The organism is Ramlibacter sp. (assembly GCF_035706265.1).
Lineage (GTDB): Bacteria > Pseudomonadota > Gammaproteobacteria > Burkholderiales > Burkholderiaceae_C > Ramlibacter.
Genome location: NZ_DASSVG010000622.1, coordinates 1 through 9,692, shown reverse-complemented (window position 1 = coordinate 9,692; position 9,692 = coordinate 1). Strand labels below are relative to the sequence as shown.

Genomic DNA, 9,692 nt, shown 5'->3' with positions numbered 1-9,692 from the left:
CCCGCAGGGCCTCGCGGCAGGCCTCCACCCGGCAGTGGGCGAAGGGAACGAGCAAGTGGACTCCGTCTGACACAGCCGTATTGTCGGGGATGCCACAATCCCGGTTCATGACCAAAGTTCTTTGAAACGGGGCGAATGGCGCTTCCTTACGAGCTCGTGCTGGGCTGGCGCTACACCCGCGCCGGCCGCGCCACCCGGCGCAACGGCTTCATCTCCTTCATTTCCGGCGTCTCGATGCTCGGCATCTCGCTGGGCGTGGCGGCGCTGATCATCGTTCTCTCCGTGATGAACGGCTTCCAGAAGGAGGTGCGAGACCGCATGCTCAGCGTGGTCTCGCACGTGGAGGTGTACGGCCCCGGCGGCGGCGTGCTGCAGGACGTGGACCGCACGCTGGCCGAAGTGCGGCGCAACCCCGAGGTGGTGGGCGCGGCGCCCTTCATCGCCACCCAATCGCTGCTGGCGCGCGGCGAGGACATGCGCGGAACCATCGTGCGCGGCATCGATCCGAAGCTGGAGTCGCAGGTCACCGACCTCGCGGCCACGTCGCAAGGCACGCTGGACAAGCTGGTGCCGGGCCAGTTCGGCATCGTGCTGGGGGCGGAGCTGGCGCGTAACCTGGGCGTGCAAGCGGGCGATGCCGTCACGCTGATCGCGCCCGGCGGCCAGGTCACGCCGGCCGGCGTCGTGCCGCGCCTGAAGCAGATGACGGTGGTGGGCACCTTCGACTCCGGCCATTTCGAATACGACAGCGGGCTCGTGCTGCTGCACATCCAGGACGCCGAGCGCATCTTCCGGCTCGAAGCGCCGACCGGCATCCGCCTGAAGCTGCGCGACCTCAACAAGGCGCGCGAAGTGGCCGCGGAGCTCACCAACACGCTCTCGGGCGACTTCCTGGTGCGCGACTGGACGCGGCAGAACCGCACCTGGTTCGCGGCCGTGCAGCTGGAAAAGCGCATGATGTTCATCATCCTCACCCTGATCGTCGCGGTGGCGGCCTTCAACCTGGTGAGCACGCTGGTGATGACGGTGACCGACAAGCGCGCCGACATCGCCATCCTGCGCACGCTGGGGGCCAGCCCCGGCAGCATCATGGGGATCTTCGTGGTGCAGGGGGCGGCCGTGGGCGTGATCGGCACGCTGGCCGGCCTGCTGCTCGGGCTGCTGGTGGCGGTGAACATCGACGTGATCGTGCCGGCGCTGGAGCACGCGCTCAACGCCAGCTTCCTGCCCAAGGACATCTACCTGATCAGCCGCATGCCCAGCGACCCGCAGGCCAACGACATCGTGCCGATCGCGCTGATCTCGCTCGTGCTCGCCTTCGTGGCGACGCTGTATCCGAGCTGGCGTGCCAGCCGCGTCAACCCGGCGGAGGCGCTGCGCTATGAATGACATCGCGCTGCCCGAGGCTGCGCTGGCCGAAGTGCAGCCGCACACCGGCGTGGTGCTGGCCTGCCAGGGGCTCACCAAGCGCTTCAGCGAAGGCGGGCTCGACGTCGAGGTGCTGCGCGGCGTCGACCTCGAAGTGCATGCCGGCGAGACGCTCGCCATCGTGGGCGCTTCGGGCTCCGGCAAGAGCACGCTGCTGCACGTGCTGGGCGGGCTGGACGCGCCTACCAGCGGCAAGGTGCAGCTGATGGGGCGCGAGCTCTCGACGCTGGATCCGGCCACCCAGGGGCGGCTGCGCAACCAGCACCTGGGCTTCGTCTACCAGTTCCACCACCTGCTGCCGGAGTTCAGCGCGCTGGACAACGTGGGCATGCCGCTGCGCATCCGGCGCCTGCCGGTGGAGCAGGTGCACCAGCAGGCCGCCGAGATGCTGGCCGCGGTGGGCCTGAAGGAGCGGATGATGCATCGCCCCGCCGAACTCTCCGGCGGCGAGCGCCAGCGCGTGGCCATCGCGCGCGCCCTGGTGGCGCATCCGGCCTGCGTGCTGGCCGACGAACCCACCGGCAACCTCGATCGCGGCACCGCCGACGTGGTGTTCGCCTTGATGCTGCGCCTCGCCCGCGAGCGCGGCACGGCGTTCGTGATGGTCACGCACGACGAGCAACTCGCCGCGCGCTGCGGGCGGACGCTGCGGCTCAGTTCGGGGCGGTTGGGGTAAGGCGCTTGGAGCGGGCGCGGCCCGCTGGTAGGCTGGCGCTGACCGCGCGCAACGCGCGCCGGAAGCCCAGCGATGCACGGCCGCCGCGAAGCGCTGGGCTTCGGGCCTTGCCGAGGCTCTCGCCTCCGCAAGGCGCTCAGCGCCAGCCTACGAGGGGCAGGCGCCCAGCGCGCGGAACGACTGGCCCGCTCACAGGATCCGGTTGAACCACACCAGCGACAGCCCCGCGGACAGCAGGGCCAGGCAGGCGGCGGCCATGGCGAACAGGGCGGAGATCTCGGTTTCCTTCTTCTCCACCGTGAGCTTGGAGCTCAGGGCCTCGTAGACCTTGCGCAGGTCCTGCGCGGTGCCGGCATAGAAGTATTCGGCCGAGGTCTTGTTGGCGATCTGCTTGAGCGTGTCTTCGTCCAGCCGCACGCGCATCGACCAGCCTTCGAAGCCGATCGTCTCGCCGTCCACCGTGCCGATGCCCACCGTGTAGACGCGCACGCCGCGGTCGGCGGCGAGCTTGGCGGCTTCGAGCGGATCGACGCCGGTGGTGCGCTGGCCGTCGGTCAGCATGATCACCGCGGCGGAAGGATAGGAGCCCGGCGCCATCGGCTGGAATTCCTTCTTCTCCTTCTTCTCGGCGTCGATCGCCAGCCCGCGCGGACGCTCGCGCCCGCTTTGCATGGATTCGAGGTCGATGCCCTGGTCGGGGAACAGCGTGGCCAGCGAGATCACGATGGCGTTGCCGGTGGCCGTGGCGCGCTGCAGCTGGAAGCGGTCGATCGCCGTGACCAGGTCTTCGCGGTTGGTGGTGGGCAGCTGCGCCACCTGGGCCGAGCCGGCGAAGGCGACGATGCCGACCTTCACCGTGCGCGGCAGCTCGTTGATGAAGGCCTTGGCGGCGTTCTGCGCCGCGACCAGCCGGTTCGGCTGGACGTCCGTGGCGCGCATGCTGCCCGATACGTCCATGGCGAGGATGATGGTCTGCTGGTTGGACGGCAGCGTCACCACCGCCACCGGCCGCGAGGCGGCCAGCACCAGCGCCACCATGGACAGCAGGAACAGCGCCGGCGGCACGTGGCGGCGCAGCTGCTGGCCGCGGCCCATGGCCTCCTTCACGAAGGTGAGCGACGCGTAGCGCACCGCCATCTTCTTCTTGCGCCGCAGCAGCAGCAGGTACAGCCCCACCAGCAGCGGCAGGGCCAGCAGCAGCCAGAGGAATTGGGGCCAGAGGAATTGCATGGCGGATCTCCGGAATTCAGGCGACGCGCTTCAGGTGCGCGGGCAGGCTGCCGGCAGCCAGCTGGCTGCGGCGCTTGCGCATCTCGATGAAGCGCACGATCGCGTCGACGAGGTCGGCGTCGGTCGACAGCTCCAGGGCGTCGACGTTGCTGCGGGTGAGCGCCTCGCGCAGCTCCGACTCGCGCTGGGCCGCGATGCGGGCGAAGCGCTTGCGGAAACCCGCGTCGTGGGTATCGACCACCACCTGCTCGCCGGTTTCGGCGTCGCGCAGGGTGAGCAGGCCGAGGTCGGGCAGCTCCAGCTCCAGCGGGTCGAGCACGCGCACGGCGACGACCTCGTGGCGCTGGGCGAGCTGGGCCAGGGGCTTCTCCCAGCCGGGCTCGCTGATGAAGTCGGACACCACGTACACGGTGGAGCGGCGCTTGATCATGCTGGCGGCGGAGGCCAGCAGGTCCTTCAGGCGCGTGACCTGGCCTTCCACCGCCGTGGGCCGGTCCAGCATCTTGTGCAGCAGGTGCAGCACGTGGCGGCGGCCGGTGCGGGTGGGAATGACCGTGTCCACCCCGGTGCCGTACAGCAGCGCGCCGACGCGGTTGCCGTGGCTGGTGAGCAGGCGCGCCAGCACGGCGACGAACTCGGCCGACACGTTGCGCTTGCGCAGCTCGCTGGAGCCGAAGTCCACCGAGGGGCTCAGGTCCATCAGGAACCAGGCCGACATCTCGCGGTCTTCGGTGAACACGCGCACGTAGGGGGCCTGCATGCGGGCGGTGACGTTCCAGTCGATGTGGCGCACGTCGTCGTGCAGCTGGTATTCGCGCAGGTCCGCCAGGTCCAGCCCGGTGCCGCGCAGCAGGGTGCGGTAGTCGCCCTGCAGCAGGCCGTCGAGCCGGCGGATCACCTTCCACTCCAGCCGGCGCAGCACGTGCTCCGCGTGGTGGGCAGGCAGCGCGGCGGGCGCGGCCGGCGCGGCGGCCGGCTCGGGGGTCTTACGCCACCAGCTTTTCATGTTCCAGCGGCTTCGCGGGCGGCGGGATCTTGGCCATGATCTTCTGCACCACCGCATCGGAGCTCAGGCCTTCGGAGAGCGCCTCGTACGACAGCACCACGCGGTGGCGCAGCACGTCGGGCACGAGGTCGACCATGTCTTCCGGCAGCGCGTAGCCGCGGCCGCGCAGCATGGCCAGCGCCCGGGCGCCTTCCGTGAGGTTGATGGTGGCGCGCGGGCTGGCGCCGTAGGTGATGAAGCGCGAGAGCTCCTTCAACCCGTGGCGCTCCGGCGTGCGGGTGGCCGAGACCAGCTTGACGGCGTACTGCACCAGCGAGGGATCGACGTAGATCTCGCGGCACTCGCGCTGCAGCTGGGCGAGCTGCTCGGTGCTGGCCACGGGCGTCACGTCCACCGAGGGGCCGGTGACGCGCTGCACGATCACGAATTCCTCTTCGTCGGTGGGGTAGTCCACCAGCACCTTCATCATGAAGCGGTCCACCTGCGCCTCGGGCAGGGGATAGGTGCCTTCGGTCTCGATCGGGTTCTGGGTGGCCATCACGAGGAAGGGGCTGGGCACCTTGTGCGTCTCGCCGGCGATGGTGACCTGGCGCTCCTGCATCACCTCCAGCAAAGCGCTCTGCACCTTGGCCGGGGCGCGGTTGATCTCGTCGGCCAGCAGCAGGTTGGCGAACACCGGGCCGAGCGAGGTGGCGAACTCGCCCGTCTTCTGGTTGTAGATGCGCGTGCCCACCAGGTCGGCCGGCACCAGGTCGGGCGTGAACTGGATGCGCTTGAACTGGCCGCGCATGGTGTTGGCGAGCGTCTTGACCGTCAGCGTCTTGGCCAGGCCCGGCACGCCTTCCACCAGCAGGTGGCCCTGGGCCAGCATGGCGACCATCACCCTTTCGAGGAACCTGTCCTGCCCGACGACGACGCGCTTGACCTCGTACAGGATCTGTTCCATCAGTTGCGCCGTGGCGCTGTCGGTGCGGGGAGTGGTGTCCATGAAACCTCTTGCGGCTGGAAGGAGAAGGCGGCCGTCAGAACGGCGGCAGCCCGGCGGCGGAGGCGGCGTTCTCGATCGGCACGGCGAAGCCGATGCCGATGAACGTGCGCGCGGATGTGGGGTTGAGGATGGCGGTGACGATGCCCACCACCTCGCCATCCATCGTGACCAGGGGCCCGCCCGAGTTGCCCGGGTTGGCCGCGGCGTCGAACTGGATCAGGTTCTTCATCTCCTGCTTGCCCTCGGGCGAGCGGAACACGCGACCGAGACCGGAGACGACGCCGCCGGAGGCCGAGGGCCCGATCCCGAAGGGGAAGCCCACGGCCATCACCTTGTCCCCGGGGCCGAGGTCGCTGGTGGAGCGCATGGTGGCGGCGATCAGGTCGTCCGGGATCTTGGCGGCCTGCAGCACGGCGAGATCGTTCTCGGCCTGCACGCCGGTGATGGTGGCATCCGCCTCCAGGCCGTCGTAGAACACCACGCGCACGTGGTCGGCCCCGTGCACGACGTGCAGGTTGGTGAGGATCACGCCCTTGTCGATGATCACCACGCCGGTGCCGACGCCGTTCTCGACCTCGTCGCTCTCGCCCGTCTGGTCGGTGGTGGCGGGGCCGAGCGGCTTGGGCTTGGCCGTCTTGTTGGCGAGCTTGCTCTCGGCGTCCTTCAGGCGGCTCTTCTTCACGTAGCTCACCACGCGCACCACCGCCGGCCGCACGTTCTCGTACGCGCGGGAGTACTCGGAGGGCATGACCTTCGTCTCCATGGTCTTGAGCACGGCGGCGTTGATGTCCTCCTGCGTGAGCTTGCGCGGCATGGGCCGCAGCGCCAGGCTCATGGCGAGCGCCACGCCCAGCAGCAGGATCGCGCTCCAGAGCAGCGCGGGGCTCGAGGCGGAGATGCCGAAGCGGCGCTTGCGCACGGGCGCCGCTGCCGCCTCGGGCTGCGGCTCGGCGGCGGCCGGGCCGGGCTGGTCGGCCGCCGCGGGCCGTGCAGGGCGGCTGGAACTGTAAAGGGCTGGCCTGCGCATGCGGTGATCCTCGGGCTGTCCGGAAAAACGCGCGGGCCACGCCGATGCAGCCCTGGCGATGGCACACGGTATCACGGTTTCCCGGGCTCTGCACGGCTTGCGCCATCATGATGGATGGATGTGGAAACCCCTATGTGGATAGATACGCATTGCCACCTCGACGCGGGGGAATTCGAGGGCGAGCAGGAGGCCGTGCGGCAGCGGGCGCGCGCCGCCGGCGTGCTGCACTGCGTCGTGCCGGCGGTGCTGCCGGCCAACTTTGATGCAGTGCGCAAACTCGCGCACCGGCATGGCGACAGCTATGCGCTGGGCATCCATCCCCTGTGTACGGGCAGCGCGACGGACGAGGATCTCGCAGTGCTCGACCGGGCCCTCGCCGCCGCGCGCGACGATGCGCGGCTGGTGGCCGTGGGCGAGATCGGCCTCGACTACTTCGTGCCCGGCCTCGACGCCGCGCGGCAGGAACATTTCTACCGCGAGCAGCTGCGGTTGGCCGAGCGCCATGGCCTGCCCGTGTTGCTGCACGTGCGCCGCTCGGCCGACCAGCTGCTGCGCGAACTGCGGCGCACGCCGGTGGCGGGCATCGCCCATGCCTTCAACGGCAGCCTGCAGCAGGCGCGCGAGTTCGTGAAGCTGGGGTTCCGGCTCGGCTTCGGCGGCACCGTGACCTATGAGCGGGCCCTGCAGGTCCGGCGCCTTGCGCGCGAGCTGCCGGCCGAGGCGCTGGTGCTGGAGACCGACGCGCCCGACATCCCGCCGCGGTGGCTGTATCGCACCGCCGAAGAGCGGGCAGCGGGCCAGCCCCAAGGCCGCAACGAGCCGGCCGAACTGCCCGCGATCGGGGCGGTGCTGGCGGAGTTGCGCGGGGTGTCGTTGCAGGAGTTGGCGGCGGTAACGACGCGTAATGCGTGCACGGTCTTGCCGCGGCTGGGCGCGCTCCTGCAGCAAGGAGCCGGGCCGGGGTCGTAGGCTGGCCCTGTCTCGTACGCTGGCGCCGTCTCGTAGGCTAATGGCGCTGTCTCGTAGGCTGGGGCTGGAGCGATAGCGAAAGCCCAGCGATGCGCGAGCGCCGCGAAGCGCTGGGCTTCCCGGCGCGCATTGCGCGCCCGTCAGCACCAGCCTACCAGCCCGCATTGCGCGCCCGTCAGCGCCAGCCAGTCGGCATTGCGCGCCCGTCAGCGCCAGCCAGCCCGCATTGCGCGCCCGTCAGCACCAGCCTACCCCAGCGGCTTCTCCTTCTGCGCCATCCACCCCAGCTGCGTCGCCAGCTCGCCCTGCAGCGCCTGCAGGTGCTGCAGTTCCGCGGCCGCCCGCGTGGCCGCGACCTCCAGCGCGTGGCGGCTGTCGATCGCCACCAGCAGCTGCGCCGGCTCGGGCGCTCGCACATCGCACGCTTCCACCAGTGCCTGCAGCTGCTGCTGCAGCCTCACGCTGGCCGGCCGCACCTCCTCCTGCAGCAGGGTGCCCAGGGCCGAGCGGTGCGCCTGGGCCTGGTCGCCCAGGTTGCGGGCGGCCCGGGCGGCGCCGCACACGCCCTGCACCAGGTGCAGCTTGTCCGCCAGTGCCTCGCCGCGGCGGCCGAGCTCCTGCAGCGCCCGCTGCGAGACCTCCGCCGTGGCGGCGGCGCGGCGGGTGGCGAGCTCCTGTTCCATCTCGCGCAGCCACGCCAGGCCTTGCCGCACCCGCTTGTCGATGGCGCGCGATTCCATCATCAGCTCCGCCCACAGCAGCCGGGTGGCCGTGCCCTCGGCGGCATGGCGGCCGATGAAGTGCAGGCTGGCATGGGCCAGGCGCTTGGCCGCCCCGCCGACCATGCCCGCCTGGCGGCGGAATTCGGCGGCCGGGAAGCTGCGGCCGCGGCCCGGCAGGAAATCGACCGCGGCGCTGGCCTCCTGCAAGGCGTGCAGGGCCTGCTCCAGCTCGCGCAGGTCCCAGCCCGCCTCGGCCTGCTGCACCCGCTCGCGCACCTGGCCCAGGCGCGGCACCCGCCGGCTCTCCAGGCCGTGCAGCACCTGGTGCGCCGACGACGCCAGCGCGGACGCCGAGCGCATGGGCGTCGCGATCGACTTCGCGGCGGCACTCAGGGCCGCGGTGCGGCTGGGGCGCTGCCGCGGCTCGGGCAGGGCGCCGGGCTTGCTCTCGCCGGTGGAGGTCATGAATTCGGTCATCGCTGGAACGGCAGCGGGCAGCCCGGATGCGAACGATTCTCCAGTGCATGGCCCGGGAGCCGCGTGATATTCGTCACGGCCCCTCTACCCGCGTGAGACGCCGCCCGCGCCCATGCGACGACCGGGCCCCGGCCGGCCCCGAACGGCCGGCCCCGCCCCGGCGCGGATAATGCCCGGCCGTGAAATCCCCCCCGCCCGCGCCGCTGCCCGAAGTCAACTTCTCCGACCACGGCGACACCCGCTACCTCCACCTCGGCACGGAATGGATCCAGGGCTCCATGCGCCTGGACGATCCCTTCGCCATCGACCTCGAGTACGTCCAGCGCATGATGGCCTGGCTGCTGTTCGTGGAGCCGCAGACGGTGCCCAAGCGCCATGCCATGCAACTGGGCCTGGGCGCCGCGGCGCTCACCAAGTTCTGCCACCGCCGGCTGCGGATGAAGACCACCGCCATCGAGCTCAACCCGCAGGTGATCGCGGCCTGCCGGCTGTGGTTCAAGCTGCCGAAGGACGACGCACGCCTCTCCGTGATCCTCGGCGACGCCAAGGAGGTGGTGGCGCACTCCCACTGGCGCGGCCAGGTCGACGCGCTGCAGGTGGACCTGTACGACCACGAGGCGGCCGCCCCGGTCCTGGACAGCGAGGAGTTCTACCGCCACTGCCGCAGCCTGCTCACCGAGGACGGCTGCATGACGGTCAACCTGTTCGGCCGTTCCTCCAGCTACGACCGCAGCGTCCGGCGGATCCAGGCCGCCTTCGGCCCCGAGGCGGTCTGGGCCTTCCGGCCGACCCGCGAAGGCAACACGGTGGTGCTGGCGCTGCGCGAGCCGGCCCACCCGGTGCGCGGCGAGCTGGCCGCGCGCGCCGAGGTGATCGCGTCGCGCTGGGGCCTGCCGGCGCGCAAGTGGCTGCGGGTGTTCAAGCCGGTGGAGTGAAGTCCAACTTCCAACTTCCAACAGCCGGACGCAAAGGGCGCAAAGGGTACGCGAAGGACGCGAAAGGACATCCATCGAGAAGGAATGGATTCCTTGACCGGCATTCTTTGCGTCCTTTGCGGAACCTTTGCGTCCTTTGCGTCCGGTATTCGTCCGGCCTTCGTCCGGTCCCGCCACCGCTACCATTGCGAGCATGAGCGCGCACCCCAAGCCGAGGATCTCCGCCCGCACGCC

9 protein-coding genes are annotated in these 9,692 nt (G+C 70.5%); 4 read left to right on the top strand and 5 right to left on the bottom strand.

Annotated features, from left to right (window positions below; translation table 11 throughout):
* Positions 1 to 135 precede the first annotated feature (135 nt).
* Both VFM98_RS22325 and lolD read left to right on the top strand, forming a co-directional pair.
* Entirely contained in the window at positions 136 to 1,389 is a 1,254-nt protein-coding gene (locus VFM98_RS22325) for a lipoprotein-releasing ABC transporter permease subunit (RefSeq protein WP_325112092.1), read from the top strand.
* The gene (gene lolD, locus VFM98_RS22320) at positions 1,382 to 2,104 is read left to right on the top strand and encodes a lipoprotein-releasing ABC transporter ATP-binding protein LolD (protein ID WP_325112091.1); all 723 of its coding nucleotides are present in this window, start codon (positions 1,382 to 1,384) and stop codon (positions 2,102 to 2,104) included. The genes VFM98_RS22325 and lolD overlap by 8 nt, the downstream gene beginning before the upstream one ends.
* A gap of 189 nt (positions 2,105 to 2,293) precedes the next feature.
* On the opposite strand, the gene VFM98_RS22315 is transcribed toward lolD, so the two are convergent.
* From VFM98_RS22315 to VFM98_RS22300, 4 genes are read right to left on the bottom strand one after another with little or no spacing between them, the layout of a single operon-like run.
* Positions 2,294 to 3,334: a VWA domain-containing protein gene (locus tag VFM98_RS22315; RefSeq protein ID WP_325112090.1), complete on the bottom strand. Its 1,041-nt coding sequence runs from the start codon at positions 3,332 to 3,334 to the stop codon at positions 2,294 to 2,296.
* A gap of 16 nt (positions 3,335 to 3,350) precedes the next feature.
* Positions 3,351 to 4,340 carry a DUF58 domain-containing protein gene (locus VFM98_RS22310; protein ID WP_325112089.1) on the bottom strand — a complete coding sequence of 330 codons (990 nt, stop codon included), beginning with the start codon at positions 4,338 to 4,340 and terminating at the stop codon, positions 3,351 to 3,353.
* On the bottom strand, positions 4,321 to 5,328 hold the full coding sequence (locus VFM98_RS22305; protein ID WP_325112088.1) for a MoxR family ATPase: 1,008 nt from the start codon (positions 5,326 to 5,328) through the stop codon (positions 4,321 to 4,323). The genes VFM98_RS22310 and VFM98_RS22305 overlap by 20 nt, the downstream gene beginning before the upstream one ends.
* 34 nt (positions 5,329 to 5,362) lie before the next feature.
* A complete protein-coding gene (locus VFM98_RS22300) occupies positions 5,363 to 6,355 on the bottom strand; it encodes a S1C family serine protease (RefSeq protein WP_325112087.1) in 993 nt (330 codons plus the stop codon).
* A gap of 114 nt (positions 6,356 to 6,469) precedes the next feature.
* Here VFM98_RS22300 and VFM98_RS22295 point away from each other — a divergent pair, with 114 nt between their 5' ends.
* The gene (locus VFM98_RS22295; protein WP_325112086.1) at positions 6,470 to 7,324 is read left to right on the top strand and encodes a TatD family hydrolase; all 855 of its coding nucleotides are present in this window, start codon (positions 6,470 to 6,472) and stop codon (positions 7,322 to 7,324) included.
* Between the two features lie 248 nt (positions 7,325 to 7,572).
* On the opposite strand, the gene VFM98_RS22290 is transcribed toward VFM98_RS22295, so the two are convergent.
* Positions 7,573 to 8,523 (bottom strand): hypothetical protein, encoded by a 951-nt coding sequence (locus VFM98_RS22290; RefSeq protein WP_325112085.1) that lies wholly within the window; start codon positions 8,521 to 8,523, stop codon positions 7,573 to 7,575.
* 179 nt (positions 8,524 to 8,702) lie between these two features.
* On the opposite strand from VFM98_RS22290, the gene VFM98_RS22285 reads away from it, so the two are divergent.
* Positions 8,703 to 9,458 carry a spermidine synthase gene (locus tag VFM98_RS22285; RefSeq protein ID WP_325112084.1) on the top strand — a complete coding sequence of 252 codons (756 nt, stop codon included), beginning with the start codon at positions 8,703 to 8,705 and terminating at the stop codon, positions 9,456 to 9,458.
* Positions 9,459 to 9,692 lie beyond the last annotated feature (234 nt).

Coding starts and splice junctions, on each gene's coding strand:
- VFM98_RS22325 (WP_325112092.1), top strand. CDS start 136: ATGGCGCTTCCTTACGAGCTCGTGCTGGGCTGGCGCTACACCCGCGCC.
- lolD (WP_325112091.1), top strand. CDS start 1,382: ATGAATGACATCGCGCTGCCCGAGGCTGCGCTGGCCGAAGTGCAGCCG.
- VFM98_RS22315 (WP_325112090.1), bottom strand. CDS start 3,334: ATGCAATTCCTCTGGCCCCAATTCCTCTGGCTGCTGCTGGCCCTGCCG.
- VFM98_RS22310 (WP_325112089.1), bottom strand. CDS start 4,340: ATGAAAAGCTGGTGGCGTAAGACCCCCGAGCCGGCCGCCGCGCCGGCC.
- VFM98_RS22305 (WP_325112088.1), bottom strand. CDS start 5,328: ATGGACACCACTCCCCGCACCGACAGCGCCACGGCGCAACTGATGGAA.
- VFM98_RS22300 (WP_325112087.1), bottom strand. CDS start 6,355: ATGCGCAGGCCAGCCCTTTACAGTTCCAGCCGCCCTGCACGGCCCGCG.
- VFM98_RS22295 (WP_325112086.1), top strand. CDS start 6,470: ATGGATGTGGAAACCCCTATGTGGATAGATACGCATTGCCACCTCGAC.
- VFM98_RS22290 (WP_325112085.1), bottom strand. CDS start 8,523: ATGACCGAATTCATGACCTCCACCGGCGAGAGCAAGCCCGGCGCCCTG.